This window comes from Povalibacter sp. (assembly GCF_036735925.1).
In the GTDB taxonomy this organism is placed as follows: Bacteria; Pseudomonadota; Gammaproteobacteria; order Steroidobacterales; family Steroidobacteraceae; genus Steroidobacter.
Genome location: NZ_DAINNK010000003.1, coordinates 73,571 through 90,548 on the forward strand (window position 1 = coordinate 73,571; position 16,978 = coordinate 90,548).

The 16,978-nt window shown below is 64.4% G+C and carries 16 protein-coding genes; 1 reads left to right on the forward strand and 15 read right to left on the reverse strand.

What is annotated here, in order from left to right; translation table 11 throughout:
• Positions 1–25: 25 nt before the first annotated feature.
• Positions 26–1,600 (reverse strand): phospholipase D family protein, encoded by a 1,575-nt coding sequence (locus V7D81_RS01850; RefSeq protein WP_324314084.1) that lies wholly within the window; start codon positions 1,598–1,600, stop codon positions 26–28.
• 65 nt (positions 1,601–1,665) lie between these two features.
• The gene (locus V7D81_RS01855) at positions 1,666–4,062 is read right to left on the reverse strand and encodes a S8 family peptidase (RefSeq protein ID WP_324314085.1); all 2,397 of its coding nucleotides are present in this window, start codon (positions 4,060–4,062) and stop codon (positions 1,666–1,668) included.
• A 276-nt stretch (positions 4,063–4,338) separates the two neighbouring features.
• On the opposite strand from V7D81_RS01855, the gene V7D81_RS01860 reads away from it, so the two are divergent.
• Positions 4,339–4,968: an Npun_F0296 family exosortase-dependent surface protein gene (locus V7D81_RS01860; protein ID WP_324314086.1), complete on the forward strand. Its 630-nt coding sequence runs from the start codon at positions 4,339–4,341 to the stop codon at positions 4,966–4,968.
• 56 nt (positions 4,969–5,024) lie between these two features.
• Here V7D81_RS01860 and V7D81_RS01865 read toward each other — a convergent pair whose 3' ends face one another.
• The 13 genes from V7D81_RS01865 to gspG all read right to left on the reverse strand — a co-directional run bounded on the left by V7D81_RS01865 (position 5,025) and on the right by gspG (position 16,828).
• A complete protein-coding gene (locus tag V7D81_RS01865) occupies positions 5,025–6,449 on the reverse strand; it encodes a gamma-aminobutyraldehyde dehydrogenase (protein ID WP_324314087.1) in 1,425 nt (474 codons plus the stop codon).
• A 234-nt stretch (positions 6,450–6,683) separates the two neighbouring features.
• The gene (locus V7D81_RS01870) at positions 6,684–7,490 is read right to left on the reverse strand and encodes an ABC transporter permease (protein ID WP_324314088.1); all 807 of its coding nucleotides are present in this window, start codon (positions 7,488–7,490) and stop codon (positions 6,684–6,686) included.
• Positions 7,480–8,430 (reverse strand): ABC transporter permease, encoded by a 951-nt coding sequence (locus V7D81_RS01875; RefSeq protein WP_442958327.1) that lies wholly within the window; start codon positions 8,428–8,430, stop codon positions 7,480–7,482. Before V7D81_RS01875 ends, V7D81_RS01870 begins: the two co-directional genes overlap by 11 nt.
• Positions 8,427–9,452, reverse strand: a complete 1,026-nt coding sequence (locus V7D81_RS01880) for an ABC transporter ATP-binding protein (protein ID WP_324314090.1) — start codon at positions 9,450–9,452, stop codon at positions 8,427–8,429. Before V7D81_RS01880 ends, V7D81_RS01875 begins: the two co-directional genes overlap by 4 nt.
• Positions 9,453–9,644: 192 nt before the next feature.
• A complete protein-coding gene (locus V7D81_RS01885) occupies positions 9,645–10,847 on the reverse strand; it encodes an ABC transporter substrate-binding protein (RefSeq protein WP_324314091.1) in 1,203 nt (400 codons plus the stop codon).
• Between the two features lie 120 nt (positions 10,848–10,967).
• Positions 10,968–11,708, reverse strand: coding sequence for a type II secretion system protein N (locus tag V7D81_RS01890; RefSeq protein ID WP_324314092.1), 741 nt, complete (start codon positions 11,706–11,708; stop codon positions 10,968–10,970).
• Positions 11,709–12,206, reverse strand: a complete 498-nt coding sequence (locus V7D81_RS01895) for a type II secretion system protein M (protein WP_324314093.1) — start codon at positions 12,204–12,206, stop codon at positions 11,709–11,711.
• A 16-nt stretch (positions 12,207–12,222) separates the two neighbouring features.
• Positions 12,223–13,488, reverse strand: a complete 1,266-nt coding sequence (gene gspL / locus V7D81_RS01900; protein WP_324314094.1) for a type II secretion system protein GspL — start codon at positions 13,486–13,488, stop codon at positions 12,223–12,225.
• Positions 13,488–14,480, reverse strand: a complete 993-nt coding sequence (gspK, locus tag V7D81_RS01905) for a type II secretion system minor pseudopilin GspK (RefSeq protein WP_324314095.1) — start codon at positions 14,478–14,480, stop codon at positions 13,488–13,490. Before gspK ends, gspL begins: the two co-directional genes overlap by 1 nt.
• A complete protein-coding gene (gspJ, locus tag V7D81_RS01910; protein ID WP_324314096.1) occupies positions 14,477–15,106 on the reverse strand; it encodes a type II secretion system minor pseudopilin GspJ in 630 nt (209 codons plus the stop codon). The genes gspK and gspJ overlap by 4 nt, the downstream gene beginning before the upstream one ends.
• Entirely contained in the window at positions 15,103–15,672 is a 570-nt protein-coding gene (gene gspI, locus V7D81_RS01915) for a type II secretion system minor pseudopilin GspI (protein WP_324314097.1), read from the reverse strand. The genes gspJ and gspI overlap by 4 nt, the downstream gene beginning before the upstream one ends.
• Complete coding sequence (gspH, locus tag V7D81_RS01920; protein ID WP_324314098.1) at positions 15,659–16,321, reverse strand: type II secretion system minor pseudopilin GspH; 663 nt, start codon at positions 16,319–16,321, stop codon at positions 15,659–15,661. The genes gspI and gspH overlap by 14 nt, the downstream gene beginning before the upstream one ends.
• 51 nt (positions 16,322–16,372) lie before the next feature.
• Positions 16,373–16,828 carry a type II secretion system major pseudopilin GspG gene (gene gspG / locus V7D81_RS01925; RefSeq protein WP_324314099.1) on the reverse strand — a complete coding sequence of 152 codons (456 nt, stop codon included), beginning with the start codon at positions 16,826–16,828 and terminating at the stop codon, positions 16,373–16,375.
• Positions 16,829–16,978 lie beyond the last annotated feature (150 nt).

The following is a 16,978-nucleotide window of genomic DNA, read 5'->3' on the forward strand; positions in this document are numbered from 1 at the left end:
ACCTACAGGAAGAGAAACGGCACGGTCAGAGCTGGCTCTCCAGGCCCGTTACCCGCACGATCCAGGCCTGGAACTTGCGCCAGAAACCCGCGTGCGGATCGGAATCGAAGCTGGCGGTGCCGTCGCTCCAGTGCAGCTTGTCGTCCTGCAGTGTCACGCGCCAGGCGCGGTCGCCGGCGGTCTGGGTGGCGAAAATTTCTTCGAGTTCGCGGGCCAGGACTTCGTTCTCGACCAGCACGCCCTGTTCGCAGTTGAGCCAGGTCGAGCGCGGATCGAGATTGTAGCTGCCGACAAAGACGCTGCGGTGATCCACCGTCAGTGCCTTGGTATGCAGGCTGGCGCCGGACGAACCGAAGAGACTCGAATCCACTTTCTGTCCGTCTTCCGGCTTGAGTTCCCACAGCTGCACGCCACCTTCCAGCAGCTGCTTGCGATAGGCGGAATAACCGCCGTGGACCGCAGCGACGTCGTTGGCGATGAGAGAGTTCGTCAGGATGCGTACCTCTTTGCCGTTCCGGGCCGCGTTCACGAGGCCTGCCGTACCGTTCTCGCCGGGAACGAAGTAGGGCGAGATGATGCTCGCCTGCGATTGCGTGGCTGCGAGCGTCGGCTGCAGCAGCGAACCGACGTGCGTGCGTTTCGCATCCCGCTTCTTCATCGTCACCTTGGCCGGATCGTCGGCGACGAACTGATAGGTCGAGGCCCATTCCATGGACCACTTGCCCTCGAACATGCGCCGGACAGTGTTGTCGCCCTGCAGGTCCGTTGCGAAGCGGCTGCCTTCCGCTTCCTGGCCGTGACGCGCCAGGTAGTCGCGCAGTTCCTGCAGCGCCTGCTCGTTGACGCTCTTCCTGTCCAGAAATTCCATGGGATACGCAGAAGCGGAGTTCCAGTAACGATCGAACGACGCCGATGCGTCGCGCACCACCGGGCCGACCATGGCGAAGTCGAGATCGACGAAGTTGACCTCGTCGCTGGCGCCGAAGTACTCGTCGCCCAGATTGCGGCCGCCGGCGATGGCGATGCGGTTGTCGGCGATCCAGGTCTTGTTGTGCATGCGACGGTTGACGCGCGTGAAGCTGGTCAGTCCTTCGCCGATGTAGGCAAAGAATCCATTGCGCGAAGCGAAGGGATTGAACATGCGCACATCGATGCCGGGATGGGCGGCGAGGGCGGCGAAACCGGCGTTCCGGGCACGGGCGTCCATGTCGTCCATCAGCACCCGGACATGAATGCCGCGATCCGCCGCCTTGAGCAGCTCGCCGACGAGGTACAGTCCGGTGAGATCGGCGTGCCAGATGTAGGTCTGCACGTCGAGGCTGCGGCCGGCGAGGCGCGCGCTCTGCACGCGCGAGGCAAAGGCTTCCGGTCCCTCCTTGAGCAGGCGGAACGCGGACTGCCCGGGATGCCGCGACTCGTGGCTGTCGATGAGCCGGTCCAGCTCCGTGGTCTGCCCGATGGGCTGCGCGGATTCCGGCGGCAGTTCCGGGCGTTCCTTCAGCGAGGCGCAGGCGGCGAGCGCACACAGCAGCAACGCGGACGCGCCTCGCGCAATGCCACGCAGGAGGGGGGAGCAGGACCAGGTCGTTGTAGTTTTCATGCGCGTGGCCGTTATCCCATCGTCCTGCCGCGGGCCGCGAAAGCAGTAGTTGCCGTATGTCGTCGTCAACTGCCCAGCAGCATCTTTACCAGATTCGGCATGCCGGCGCCCTGGTGCATGCGATCGCGCTTCAGGTCCGTGCAGGCATCGAGCAGGATCTGCTTGACGCGTTCCGGGTATCCGATGAACTCGCGACGCGCGGACAGGAAGCAGGCCACGACGCCGGACACATGCGGCGCCGCCATGCTGGTACCGCTCATGGCGACGTACAGGTTGCTGCGGGTCTTGGTCTTCGGATTGGCGCCGGCCCGACACGACACGATGCGCTCGCCCGGCGCCACCAGATCCGGCTTGCAGCGGCCGTCCGCCGTCGGCCCGCGCGAACTGAAATAGGAAATGCCGTAGAGATGCGGCTTCGATTTGTGGATGGAACCGACGGCGATCGCCTCGTCGAGATTCGCCGGATCGCCGATCGACAGATCGGTGTTCAGGCCGATGACTTCATCACCCTGCTGCAGTTCCAGATAGCCCTCGTTGCCCGCCGCGAGCACGACGACGACGCCCTGACGCCACAGCTTGCGCAGCTGCTTGCAGATCGGCGTGTCGCCGCAGCCGAAGGCTTCGGGATCGAAGGCGCCGCCGAGGCTCAGGTTGACGCCGTGGATGACGAGCGACGACGCATTGCGATTGAGTTCATAGATATGGTCGAGCGCCTTGATGATCTTGGCGTCGCTGCCACGGCCATCGTCGTTCAGGACCTTGTAGGAGTGCAGTTTCACCGCAGGCGCAATGCCGCTGATGCCGAGATCGTGAATGCTGCCCGCGATGATGCCTGCGACGTGCGTGCCATGGCCGTTGCCGTCGACGCCGACCCGCGGCGCCTTCTTCGAATCCCAGCTGCGAATGTCGCCGGGACTCAGGCAATCGAAGACATTGCCGATGTTCGAACTGCCGGTGCCGTAGCCGAAGTGCGGATGCAGTGGATCGATGCCCGTATCGAGCACGGCCCAGGCGATGCCCTGGCCGCGCGAATCGTAGCCGCGGTGTGCGGTGGCGCACTGCAGGACGTTGATGGACTGATCGAGCAGGGCGCGCTTGCGGGCATTGCGAAACACCCGGTACACCGATTGCAGATGCAACTCCTCGGACATGCGCTCGATTTCCGTGCGCGTCAGCTTGGCCGCGACATAGCTGGCGAGCGGTTCGAGATCGACGTCGTCCTCGGACAGCTTCGGCTTCGTCTTGCCGATCGCGCTCCTGATCCACTGCACGACGTCGTCGCGCACCGTGTCGGCCGGGCGCGAGGACGCACCCGGTTCCCATTGATCGCGCAGTTCGATCAGCACCGCGTGCCGTTCCTCGGCGACGCCGGCCTCCATCTGCGCGACCAGGTCGCGCGCGATGGTGAAGGGCGCGATGCGCTGGAACAGTTCGCGATCGATCGCGGCGCGCACCGGGCCGCGCACTTCGGGAAGCCGCAGATAGCCCGAACCCGAATGCGGGTCGCGCGGCGAGTCGGCATTCCACTGCACGATGTCTTCGACGCGAACGCCATCGGTCGGCGAGTAGTCGCCGGCAAGCCGTTTGTCGGCACACACCGGATCGAGCGGATCGGCCACGTTCACCCAGCGTTTGACGATGGGCGGCACGCGCAGTCCCTTCTTCTGGTTGGTGATGGTCTTGAGCTGGTCCTGCACTTCCTTGAGTCCCAGCGGCGAGCCGATCGTGATCAGCAGATCGATCTCGACGCCGTCCGCCTGCGTGAGCGTGCTCAACGCATCGTAGGCGACCATCGAACCCTGGCTGTGAGCGATGACGATGAACGGGCCGCCGCCCGTGCGCAGCCGCGACAGCACGCTTTCGCGCATGGCATCGCGGCGTTCCTTCACGAACAGGAATTCGTTGACGTCCTTGAGGAAGGCCTTGGTGATGCGCCGGGTGATGAACTCGCGCAACGGCTTCGGCAGCGGCAGGACGCGGGCATGGAAATCGGCCGCGCCGATCTGCGTCGAGGACGGTGGTGAATGGAGGGCGCGTTCGGCGATCCGTCGCAGCACGTCGCGTTCGCTTTTCTTTTCTGCATCGACAGGCAGCAGCGGCTCGATGCCTTCATCGGCGTCAGCCAGCGCCCGGATGGCCACAGCGTCGGCCGTCGCCGAGGTGAGATCCTGCGTGGCATCCGCCATCTTGCAGCTCGCCTTGGTCGGCAGCGGATAGAGGACGCGGTTCACCCAGTAGGCGAGCCGGCTGCGTTCGCCGAGATTGAAGCCGAACAGGGCCTCGTCCCACTGGCACTTCAGGATCTCGGCCGGCGGTTTGTTGCCGATGCCGTGCACGTACAGGATCGTTCGTGCCCGGCCGGATTCGCCGTCGGCGGCACTGAGGATTCGCACGTTGGTCTCGCCGGTCTTGCGCGAAGGGGCGGTGCTTTTGCGGGTCGTCTTGCGGCGCTGGGTGGCCATCGTTCACTCCATGTCGGCTCGGGAAAATTCGGTGGTTGCAGAATCGGTCGATGAGCGCCTTGCGGCCAGTGTCCGGAAGGCGTGTTGCGAAGTGTCCTGCAGGGCGAACGGTCGACGTCGTTATGTCGGGTACGAGAGCGCCTGGCTGTCGGCAGGACTGACACTGGCGCCGAGGGAACGGCAGGAATGCCGGTATTTCCGCGGCTGGCCCGAATGCTGCACTCATACGGGCACGCGGCACTGATGCCGCCCCGGAAACACGGAGAAACCGCTCTCATGAACCTGCTTTGCAAGGCTGTGTCGATGGCGCTGCTGTCTGCCCCGATGGCCGCGAACGCCGCATACATCACAACGTTCACCGAAGGCCAGACCACGACGGTTGCGGGTGCAACGGTATTCGATTTCGAGGGCAGCCTCGTAAAACCCGGCAACTACACCGGTGCCGGCAACGTGCTGGACACCTCGATCAGCGGTGAGTCCGCCGCACCGGCCGGCGACACTACGAATTACTACTCGGTTGCCTGGCCGCAGGCCTCGGGCACGGGCACGTTCCAGGCGGACGCCGGCACGTCGTACAACTACTTCGGTCTCTACTGGGGATCGATCGACGACTACAACACGCTGAGCTTCTACAGCAACGGTTCGCTGCTTGCGACCATCACCGGCAAGGACGTGATTGCTTCCGGCACCGCGCTGGGCGACCAGACGGCCGCCGGTTCCAACCGCTATGTGAACTTCCTCTTCGACACGACGTTCGATCGCATCGATTTCTCGACCACGCAGTTCGCGTTCGAGTCCGACAATCATGCGTTCGCCACCACCAGCGTTCCCGAACCGGCCACCCTGGGCCTGCTCGGCATGGGCCTGCTGGGTGCCGGCCTGGCACGCCGCCGTCGCCGTCAGTAATCGCGAGTCGCGCATCGTCGCACCGGAAAGCCCGCCTTCATGGCGGGCTTTCCGTTTCAGAGCTTCACCATGACGTGCCGCACGACGCTGTAGTCCTCCAGCGCGTATGCGGACAGGTCCTTGCCGTAGCCCGACCGTTTCATGCCGCCGTGCGGCATTTCGCTGACCAGCATGAAGTGGGTGTTGATCCACGTGCAGCCGTACTGCAGTCGCGAGGCGACGCGCATCGCCTTGGCGACATCGTTCGTCCACACGGAAGAGGCGAGGCCGTAGTCGGAGTCGTTCGCCCATTCGATGGCCTGGTCGGCGTCCTTGAATCGGGTCACCGAGACGACCGGTCCGAACACTTCGCGCTGCACGATTTCGTCGCTCTGCCGGGCGCCGGCAACGACGGTCGGTTCATAGAAGAATCCGCCGCCACTGCGGACCTTGCCGCCGGTCGTGATCTCGATGTGCTTCCTGTCGGCCGCGCGTTCGACGAACCCGGCGACTCGCGTGCGTTGCCTGGCGCTGATCAGCGGCCCCATCTCGACGCCATCATCCTTCTGTTTGCCGACCTTGATCGATGCGGCGGCGGACGTGAGATCGGCGACGAGCCTGTCGTAGATCTTCGGCCCGGCGTAGATGCGGCACGCAGCCGTGCAGTCCTGGCCTGCGTTGTAGAAGCCGAATGTGCGTACGCCGCCGACGACGGATTCGAGATCGGCGTCGTCGAAGACGATCACCGGCGCCTTGCCGCCGAGTTCGAGGTGCGTGCGCTTGATGCTCTTCGAAGCTGCCTGCAGCACCTTCTCGCCGGTGCCGACATCGCCGGTCAGCGAAATCATCGCCACTCCCGGTTGCGAGATCAGCGAAGCACCGACGGACGAACCGCGGCCGAAGATCACATTCACGACGCCCGGCGGAAACAGTTCGGCGAGTTTCGTTGCCAGCTTCAACGCCGTCAGCGGCGTTTGCTCGGAAGGCTTGATGACGACGGTATTGCCCGCGGCCAGCGCCGGCGACAGCTTCCACGCCGCCATCATCAGTGGATAGTTCCAGGGCGCGATGGAGGCGACGACCCCCACAGGATCGCGCCGGATCATGCTGGTGAAGCCGGGCAGATACTCGCCGGCAACCGCGCCGTGCTGCGCGCGGGCAGCACCCGCGAAAAAGCGGAAGACATCGGCGATCGCCGGGATCTCATCGCCCAGCACTGCCGCATACGGCTTGCCGCAGTTCATCGATTCCAGCCGCGCGTATTCCTCACCTTCGCTTTCGATGTGATCGGCCACCTTGAGCAGCAGTGCCGCACGGTCCTTCGGCACGGTTGCCGACCAGTTCGCGAAGGCTTTCGACGCGGCTTCCACCGCGGCGGCAACCTGTTCGTCGGAGGCCTCCGCCACCGTCGTAATGACCTTGCCGGTGGCGGGATCGAGGACGTCTTCCTTCGAACCCCTGCCGGCGACGAACTTGCCATTGATCAGCAGCTTTGTGTTCATGTCGACCTCGTTTCGAAGGAGAAGGAGATTTCACACGGAGATCACGGAGACCACGGAGATCAAGAAGGAAGAGTTTCCACGGGGGAAGAAGGGGGGACACGGGGAACACGGGGAAAGAAAATTTCTGTTCCGAGACCCCGTGTTCCCCGTGTCCCCCTTCTTCCCCGTGGAAATTCTTCTCTCTTGATCTCCGGCTCCGTGTGCTCCGTGATCTCCGTGTGAAACTCTTACGCCTCATGTCTGCTCTTCCGCCGGTCGCGTCAGGTAGTAGGCCAGCAGGATGGGAAGCAGCGTCACCGCCATCACGATGACGGCGACGACGTTGGTGATGGGCCGCTCGCGCGGCCGGAAGAGTTCGTTGAAGAACCAGATCGGCAGCGTTTCGTCGTGTCCCGCCGTGAACAGCGTGACGATGATTTCATCGAACGACAGTGCGAAGGCCAGCATGCCGCCGGCAAGCAGCGCGGTGGCCATCTGCGGCAGCACGATGTAGCGGAAAGTCTGCGCGCCGTCGGCGCCTAGATCCATCGAGGCTTCGATCCAGTTGTGCGGCATCCGCCGCAATCGCGCGACCACGTTGTTGTAGACGATGACAGTGCAGAACGTCGTGTGGCCGGCGACGATGGTCCAGAAGCCGGGATCGACGTGCGCGGCCTTGATCGCAGCGAGCAGCGCGATGCCGGTGACAATGCCGGGCAGGGCGATGGGCAGGATGAGTACGAACGTGATCGCTTCGCGGCCCCAGAAGCGCGAACGCGCCAGGGCCAGCGCCGTGAGCGTGCCGAGGATGATGGCGAACAACGTCGCAAGCGCGGCGACGCCCAGCGACAGGCGCATCGCCGCCCAGATGTCCGAGCGAGCAAGGGCCGCTTCGAACCAGTGCAGGGTCACGCCAGGCAGCGGAAACGCGTAGGTACGATCGTCGGTCGTGAATGCGTAGAGAATGATCACGAGCACCGGCAGATTCAGGAACGCGAGTCCGAACAGCGCGCCGAGTCGCGTCGGCCAGGAAGCCCGGTTCGATCGTGCATCAGAGCGCATCGAGGGCTCCGGCGCGTTTCACCAGCGTCAGGTAGATCATGATCAGGACGATCGGCACGACCGAGAAGGCGGCCGCGAGCGGCAGATTGCCCGCCGTTCCCTGTTGCTGGTAGACCATCATGCCGATGAAATAGCCGGGCGCGCCGACGACGCTCGGAATGATGTAGTCGCCCAGCGTGAGCGAGAAGGTGAAAACCGAGCCTGCCGCCAGCCCTGGCAATGCCAGCGGCAACGTGACGTTGCGGAAGGTCTGCAACGGTCGCGCACCCAGATCGGCGGATGCCTGCAGCAATGCATTCGGGACACGCTCGAGTGCGGCAGCGAGCGGCAGGATCATGTACGGCAGCCACATGTACACGAACACGATGAACATGCCGAGATAGGAGGAGGCGAGCGACGGACCGCCGACCGCCGGCAGTTCGAGCATCGTTTCCAGCACGGGTGTGAGTCCCAGCGAATCCACCAGCCAGCTCAGGATGCCCTGCTTGGCGAGAATGAGTCGCCAGGCGTAGACCTTCACCAGATAGCTGGTCCACATCGGCAGCATCACGCCGACGTAGCACAGTGCCTTGAGGCGCGGCGTCGCATGACGTGCCATGTAGTTGGCGACGGGAAAGGCGATGAAGGCAGACGCTACGGTCACTGCGAGCGCCATCACCACGGTGCGCACGATGATGTCGATGTGCGCCGGCTGCGTGAACACCTGCCTGAATGTCGCGAGCGTCGGTTCGTAAACGATCTTCGCGGTGAACTCGTCGATGGCATAGAAGCTGTTCGCCAGCAGCAGGAACAGCGAGCCCAGGTACACCGTGCCGAACCACAGCAGCGGCGGAACCAGCAGCAGCGAGAGATAGAAAGCAGGGCGGCGATACAGGAACGTCGAGGCGCCGCGGAACCAGCCGCCCGGTGCGCCGACCGATGTTGTCACCGCCATGCTCATCCGCTGTCTCCGACGAGCGGCACGGCGTCGTCGGCAGACCAGTGCAGCGTGACGGGCGCGCCGATGGCGGTGTGTTCGAGGTCGGCCTGGTGACTGACGGATGCGGCAAACATCTCGCCGCCGGCGAGCTGCACATGGCAGCGGCTGGTCGCGCCGTGATACTGGATATCGACCAGCTTGCCGTCGCAATGAATCGCGCCGGGCGCCGGCGGCCGACTCGCGGGCTGGATGCGGATCTTCTCCGCACGTACCGCGAAGGGCTGTGCGATGCCAGTGAGTTGCCGGGCAAGCTCGCGACCGGCGACATTGGCGCTGCCGACGAAGCGCGCGACGAATTCCGTGGCCGGACGCGTATAGAGCGTGCGCGGCGAGTCGAGCTGTTCCAGCCTGCCGTGATTGAACACGGCGACGCGATCCGCCATCGACAGCGCTTCGCCCTGGTCGTGCGTGACGAATACGAAGGTGATCGCGAGCTGGCGCTGCAGATTCTTCAGTTCGATCTGCATTTCCTCGCGCAGCTTGAGATCGAGCGCACCGAGCGGTTCATCGAGCAGCAGCACGCGCGGCCGGTTGATGAGCGCACGCGCGAGCGACACGCGCTGGCGTTGTCCGCCCGAGAGCTGAGACGGGCGGCGTTGCGCGAGTGCGCCGAGCTTGACGAGCTCCAGCATTTCCATGGCGCGGCGTTGCTGTTCCACGCGCGCGACCTTGCGCACCCGCAGGCCATACGCAACGTTCTCCAGCACGCTCATGTGCGGAAACAGCGCGTAGTCCTGGAAGACGGTGTTGACGTCGCGCTCGTACGGCGGCAGCCCGGTGACGTCCTTGCCGTCGAGCAGAATGTATCCGTTGTCGGGGATGTCGAAACCCGCCACCAGCCGCAGGCAGGTGGTCTTGCCCGATCCCGACGGACCGAGCATGGCGAAGAATTCGCCGCTGCCGATCTGCAGCGAGACATGGTCGACCGCTCGCACGTCCCCATAGACGCGCGAGACATCCCGAAACTCGATGGCGGCAGTCATGGAATGGGAAAGTCAGTGTTTCACACGGAGTTCACGGAGACCGCGGAGAACAGAAACAAGATTTCACACAGAGAGCACGGAGAGCACAGAGTTCGGAACAGATTTCTATCTCTGTGTTCTCTGTGATCTCTGTGTGAAATCTCCCTTTTCCGAACTCTGTGTGCTCCGTGATCTCCGTGTGAAATCTCCTGCTCAGCGACCGCCCATGATGGCGACGTAATCGGTCGCCCAGCGGCTGTACGGTACGCAGGCGTCGCCCTGGGTGGCGCACTTCGATTCCGGCGTGCGCCAGAAATGGATCTTTTCGAAGTTGTCGAAGCCGTTGTTCTTGCAGCCTTCGGCACCGAGCAGATCGTTGCCGTTGCAGGCGGCGGGAACGACGGGCAGCGATCCGAACCACGAGGCCACATCGCCCTGCACCTTGGGCGAGATCGACCACTCCAGCCATTGGTATGCGCAGTTCGGATGCTTCGCGCTGGAATGCATCATCGTGGTATCGGCCCAGCCGGTGGCGCCTTCGGCTGGAACCGTGCTGGCAACAGGCTGCTTGTTGGCAATCAGCGTATTGACCTGGAAGGGCCAGGTGCTGGAGGCGACGACGCCTTCATTCGTGAAGTCCTGCACCTGCACGTTGGCGTCGTGCCAGTAGCGCTGCACCAGCGGATGCTGCTTGCGCAGCAGGTCGAGCGCCGCCGTGTACTGGGCCTCGGTCAGTTCGTAGGGATCCTTGATGCCGAGCTCAGGCTTGGTGCTCATCAGGTAGAGCGCGGCGTCGGCGATGTAGATCGGACCGTCGTAGGCCTGGATGCGGCCCTTGTTGCTCTTGCCGTCCGGAAGTTTCTGTTCTTCGAACAGGATCTTCCATGAGGTGGGCGCGTCCTTGAAGACGGTCGTGTTGTACATGAGCACGTTGGGTCCCCACTGGTAGGGCACGCCGTAGTGCTTGCCATCGACGAAGTGCCACGGGGCTTCCTTGATGCGCGGGTCGAGCGTGTCGTACGAAGGAACGCGCGCGATGTCGACGGGCTGCACCGTACCGCCGCGAATGAGCCGCAACGAGGCGTCGCCGGAGGCGGTGACGAGATCGTAGCCGCCCTGGGTCATCAGCGAGACCATCTCGTCGGACGTGCCGGCGGTCTTCACATTGACCTTGCAACCGGTATCGGTTTCGAACTTGCTGACCCAGTCGTAGCTCCTGTCGGTTTCACCGCGCTCGATATAGCCCGGCCAGGCCACGATATCGACCTGGCCCTCGAGCGCGGTCGTGGCGGCGGCTGACGTTGCAGCGGCGGGCGCAGCGGCTTCTTCCTGCTTCTTGCCGCACGCGGTCACGAGGATCGCGATCGACGTCATGAGAACGACGCGCGCGGTACGGGAATCGGTGAGTGATCGCATAAATTCTCCCGGTTGGAATTGCTCTTGAAGAACGATCCGAGGATGCGATTCGGGCGGCCGGCGTTGGCCAGGAATCGGGCGGGAGTGTAGCGCCGCGCAGGAACTGCGGGCAGGGCGGATTTACATCGTTCCCGAGAGCGAGAAGGGACGTCGCCCCTGGGCATCGGGCGTGCCGAGGATCTGCAGCGAATCCGTCATGGACTGGCTTGCCTCGGGTCGGGTGGCCACGGAGCCTTCGATGAGATAACTGCGATTGGCGCTCAGCCGGACGTTGCCCGCGATCTCCAGCGGGCCGCCCATGTCGGACAGCGCGCCGACCAGTTCATTGCCGGTGAGTTCGGGCGGGAAGATGATCTTGTAGCTGCCCATCCCGACCGGCTTGCGTGCCGGCCCGACGAGATCGATGACTTCGAGGGTGCCGTCGGCACCGACCGGCCATCCGTTCGTGAGGTCCAGTCGCGCCAGTCGCATGTTCAACGTACCTGTCCAGCCGCCGGGCATCGCCCCGGGCGGCAATGAGGCCAGCGGCAGCGAGCCGGTGAACTGGGTCAGCGAGAGATCTTCGCCGCCGGAAGTCGCAACGGTTGCCTGCAGAAAACCGTCGCTGCGCGTCACCTTCACATCGGCCTTCAGCTTCAGGGCCAGCAGCGGCAATGCATGAAGTTTCCACGTGATGCTACCGATCGGCGCCCCACCCACGACGACGGTCGCCGCCCGTCCATTCCAGGCCGTTCCTTCCGTTCCGGCAGCCACCACGCCCGGCGGCAGGAACGAAGCGACGACGCTGGCCGGCACCGTGACCAGCGCAAACACGAGATAGGCCGCGACGCCGAGCGCGACCATGAGCCAGACTTTTTTCATTCAGGTGGGAGCGCGATTCAGCACGAGGCTGGCGTTGACGAGACCGGGACGCGATGCCTTGTCGAACGTGGCCTGTTCGATGCTGATGGCGTGGGCCTGTTGCAGGTTGCCCAGGCATTTCACGAGGACGTTGAAGGCCGCCGCCTCGAGGCGCACGCGGATGCCGTTGTCACCGTTCGGCGTCTGGCCGGTGAGCGCCGAGCCGACACCGCACTCGCGCGCCGTGCGATCGACGAGAACGACCAGCGATTCGCCCGTGGGTCCGCTGCCGATCGGCTGATTGGCGCCGAGCGTCAGGACCTCGCCCGCGACGCTGCGCATCCAGGCCAGATCCGCTTCCTTGCGCTGCACGCGTTCGCTGCGCTCATGCAGCGCCTTGTAGAACGGTGCGAGGGCCAGCGTATAGAGGGCGACAGCGACGACGATGAGGCCGCCCGCGAGCACGATGACGCGTTCGCGCGGTTTGAGGGTTCGGTACCAGTCCTGGATCTTCTGCATGAACGTGCTTCCTGTCTCAGGCGCCCGACTGCTTGAGTTTCAGACGCCCTTCGATCTTCGAATCGCGGGGACTGGCCGACTGGATCTCGGCGGAGAAACCGCGTTCGACGGCAACGTGCTGGATCTTGTCGAGCTGATCGACGGAAGGGGCAAGGATTCGGAGATCGGTGGCCCTGTCGCGGTACGACAGGGCTTCGAGGCTGGCGCCCGGCGCCTGGGCCATCGCGTCGACGAGCATGCCCAGCGTCGTGAGCACGCCGCTGGTCGGGCCGCTGCCGCGCAAGGCATTGAGCCGCATCTCGACCTGCTTGCGCGCACCAATTGCATCCGGCACCGGTGCTCCCGGCATCGCCTGCTGGAACACCTGTGCGATCTCGGCGTCGAGGCGTTGCTCCTTGCGCTGCAGATCGAAGAACTGCCAGGCATTGAGCCCGACATGCAGCGCGAGGAAGGCGACCAGCAATGCGGCCGCATAACGCCACGGCGCGAACGACATGCGCAGGCGGGTCTTCGGCGCGAAGGCGCCCTGCAGCAGATTGATCGACGGCTTCGTCATCACGTTGGCCGCCAGCAGCGGCAGCGGGCCGTCGGGCAGCAGCTTCAGTTGCAGGCTGGCCGTGAACTCGCGCAGACCTTCGAACAGGTCGCGCTCGTGCTCGTACACGCTTTCGGTCAGGTAGATCGTCACGTGTTCGCGCGAGTCGTCGCCCGATGCCAGCCCGAGCTGCACCGCTTCGATCAGCGGCTGCACGTCGAGGACCGCACCGGGTGTCGCTTCGCGCTGCACGAACACGCGCGCGTCGTCGACCAGGAGCGTGACGCCGTTGGGCGTGACGGGCAGGGCGGCCGTCTCCGGATAGATCGCATCGACGTGGAGACTGGCACTGCGCAATGCCTCCACCCAGGACTGCATCTGTTCGCGCGCAACGGCGGCGACGGGCGTGCCGGGACGATCGTCGCGACGTCCGACGGCGAAGTGCAGATCGTCGATGTCGGTCGCCATCTGTTCTTCCAGCGCGAACGGCACCACCTGCAGCAGCTTGGCGCCGCTCTTCACCGGCAGGACGGGTTCGGCGAGATAGACGTCGGTGCCCGGAACGATGACGATCACTTTGCGACCGCCGGCAAACCCGGCGGCATTGGCCAGCGGACCGGATTGCACATTGCCGTGACGCGCACCGCTGCCATCGACGGCGATCCATTCAGCATCGATGGATTGCGGAACGTCGCTTGCGACGGCGGACGAAGTGGGTTTGAGGCGGATGACCAGCGCTTCTGTCATCAGTCGGTTCCGAAGCTTCTCAGGATGGGACGCACCATTCCATTGGTACGATTCAGAAGACTGTACAGGGTGAACTGGGTAGTGCCAATAGTGACCCAGACGTTGGCGCGGAAGTAACTGCTGCTCTCGTCGATGACGCGGCCGTCCTGATACTCCTGTCTGACCTTGGCATCGAGCTGCGCATTGAAATCCTGGAGACTGGGAAAGCAGCGCAGCTTGCGCATCTCGATGACGTTCTTGCGATCGCGCGTGAACTGGCTCACGCCATTGCCGAGCAGCGCGTCGAGCACTTCGGGCGCTGCGGTACACAGATTGATTGCCGTTCCCGGCGGCAATGCGGTGACGAACGGTTCGAGGCGCCGGTAGCGCTCGAGGCCGAACTCGTTCAATGCCAGCAGTTCGCTGGCGCGGGTGATGCGCATGTTCGGCGGCCGGTAGGCCGGCGTCAGCGAGGTGTAGACGTTGTCCTCGGCGCCGTCGGGGAAGTTCGGGTTGATGTCGGAGTCGAGCCAGTCGACGATCATGTCGGCCCACTTGTCTTCGAGTTCCAGCAGCGCCAGCAGATTCTTGAAGCGCTGCACGGCGGCCGGATCGGCCACGAGTTCGCCGTTGTCGACCTTGACGAGGCTGTTGAGATTGAACCGGCCCTGCATGTCTTCGAGCTGGCCGGCGACTTCGCCGCCATCGACGGGAATCGGCGGAATCGGCGTCGCCCATTCCTCCGTGAAGTCGTCGACCTTCGAACCGCCGTTCGACGCATCGCGTTTCAGGATGTCGGCCGCCCAGGCTTCGGCGCCCATCGCCACTTCGAATCCCTGGTCGAGCGCGAACATGGTCGCGGCGCGACGCTGGTCGAGATAGGCCTTGAAGCCGACGTTCACCGCGAGAATGGTGGCCAGCGCCACGATCAGCACCGCCGTGATCAACGCGACGCCGCGCTGATGTTTTGCGGCCTGTCGCCTGTCGCCTGTCGCCTGTCGCCCGGATCTCATCCCGCGACCTCCACGACCCGCACGATCTTGCCCCAGTCTTCGAGCTCCAGCGTGATCTCTACGGCGATGGGCAGGGCATAGCGCAGCGTCGGACCGGAGAAACCGAGCGGCGGCCACTGTTCCTTCCAGTCGCGATCGGCGCCCATGTAGCGCACCGACACGCTCTTCACCCTGTCGAGCAGCACGACGCTCACCGGCTCGACGCTCTGGGTCCGGTCGAGCACCGGCCAGTAGTCGCGATAGAGCTCCGTGTCTTCCAGTCGATAGGAAACGCGCTGCAGCGTCGGGCGCGGCACGCCCGCGGGATTGCTCCATCCGGAATGCGTGAGCTCGATGCCGCCGGTTTCGCCGCCCGCGCGCAAGGCGGGAACAGGATCCTCGCCGAGCGCAGGGCGCACCGCGCGCGGTTCGAGCAGGGCGAAATCCTGGCTCATGCGCATCATCGTCGCCTGGATGGCGCGGGTACGTGCGGTGCCTTCATCGACGCGATCGGTCTGCTTCATCAGTTCGTTGTAGCCCGTCATCGCCAGCATGCCGACGATGACGAAGATCGCGACCGCGATCAGCACTTCGAGCAGCGTGAAGCCGCGCGCCTTCGATCCACCCGTGTGCGCGATGGGCTTCACTCGGTCGGCTCCGGTTCCGGAATGACGGGCGTGTCGACCGGTTCGCCCGGATCTGGCTGAGCGGGCGGCGGCGGGTCCTGATCTTTCTTGTCGTCGTCCTTCTTGCCATCGTCCTTGCCGTCGCCCTGTTCGTTCCCCGATTGCTGCCAGAGCACCGCGGTCGTACCGGGTGGGGCGATCGCCGTGCCATAGAAGCCGGTCACGAAGGCGAGCGACGATTTCTCGTCGGCATCTTCCGGGCGCACGCTGACTTCGATGCGGCGCACGCTCTCGAGCGGGCTCTGCGTGACTTCCATGGTCCAGCGCCAGCGGCGGTCGGCCATTTCGACTTCGTCGGAGGTCTTGTCGATCTTGGGCGGGCTGGGTGCGAGACGGGTCAGGGTGAGCTGGTTCATCGCCACCCAGTGCGCCACGGTCTTGTCGCGTACGTAGGTGCTGTTGCGTGCGGTTTCGCTGACGGCCTGGATCACGGCGAGCATGCCGAGCGAGACGATCACGAGCGCAGCCAGCACTTCGATCAGCGTGAAGCCGCGCAGACGCCGGCGGAAGGAATCAGCGCTTCGCATTGCGCGCGTCCTTCTCTTTGTCCTTGTCGGTCGGCGGCCTGGTCTGCGCGATGACCGCCCAGGGCTCCATGCCCGTGCGCCGCTCGAGGCGCAGATCGGTGTCGGGTAGCGAGACCACGCGCCAGATGGCCGGTTCGGAATCGCGCTCGACCTGCAGTTCGAAGGGCATGACATCGCCGCTCGACAGAATGAAGATCTGCGGCAGCCACTTCTTGTCCTCGTCCTTGTCGGAGCGATCCACCGGGCCGGGCTTCATGACGATCTCGCGCGCTTCCACCCACAGGCGGAAACGCAAGCCCTCGGGTGCGACGCGCGGAGCGAACAGCGGATCGCCATCGATGGGCAGCCAGCGCTTTTCGCGGCCGTCGTAGCGCAGGAATTCATAGCCGGTCGCCGAGACGAACATGCCGAGATCCAGACCCTGCAGTTCCGTTTCCTCGCGCGCCTGTTTGAGGACGGCCCAGATGCGCTGCATCTGTTCTTCGGATTCGCGGTCGCGGCCGAGCACGCCGATCGACAGCGTCGCCGAGGCCACGATGACGCCGATGACGATGATGACGACCAGAATTTCCAGCAACGTGAAGCCCGCCGCGCTACGCGATGTCGCGCGATGCGAAGAGGGATGCGTGGACCGGTGGATGCCTGGCATGGGAAGCCGGCGGGTGCCGGAAATGGCTGCGCCGTCGAACGGCGCAACTCGTTACTCTATGGTCCAGTTGCCGACGTCGGCATTGATGCCTTCGCCGCCTTCGACGCCGTCGGCTCCCAGCGTGAACAGATCGTACTCGCCGTGCGAACCGGGATTCTGGTAGTGGTAATCGTTGCCCCACGGATCCTTGCGCAGGCCGCTGATGTAACCGCCTTCGCGCCAGTTGCGGATCGAGGTGTCGCCAGGCTTGGCGACGAGCGCAGCGAGTCCCTGATCGGTCGTCGGATACTTGAAGTTGTCCATGCGGAACAGGTTCAGGGCGGTTTCGTACGAACGGATATCCTGCTTGGCCTTGGCGATCTGCGCATCGTCGATGCGGCGAATGACATTCGGCGCGACCAGCGCGGCCAGAATGCCGAGGATGACCACCACGACCATGATTTCGATCAGTGTGAAGCCGCGCGCGAGACGCAGCGAGGTCAGTCGGGAGACACGGGTAACGGGCATGTCATGCAATCCTTATGAGAATCGACACAGAGCCATGATGCTGAAAGCGACCCTGCGAAACGCGCCGGATCATAACAAAGCAGGATGAAAGCATGAGCGAGGGTCGCCGGGACACGACAGGTTCACAGCCTGCACGGCAAGGCAGCCGCG